Here is a 221-nt window from a genome sequence, read left to right on the forward strand (position 1 = left end):
AACACACAGCCGCCCGAAGGCGGCTGGTGGTTGGTTTGTTGGTTCTCAAACATTCGCTTTAGTTTCAACACACAGCCGCCCGAAGGCGGCTGGAACGCTTTTACGCTCAACTTACCTTGCCATACAGTTTCAACACACAGCCGCCCGAAGGCGGCTGGACCTTGACGGGATTTCGGTTACTGTTGCTCTTCGATGTTTCAACACACAGCCGCCCGAAGGCG

Source organism: Neisseria sp. HMSC056A03 (assembly GCF_001815685.1).
Taxonomy (GTDB): domain Bacteria; phylum Pseudomonadota; class Gammaproteobacteria; order Burkholderiales; family Neisseriaceae; genus Neisseria; species Neisseria subflava.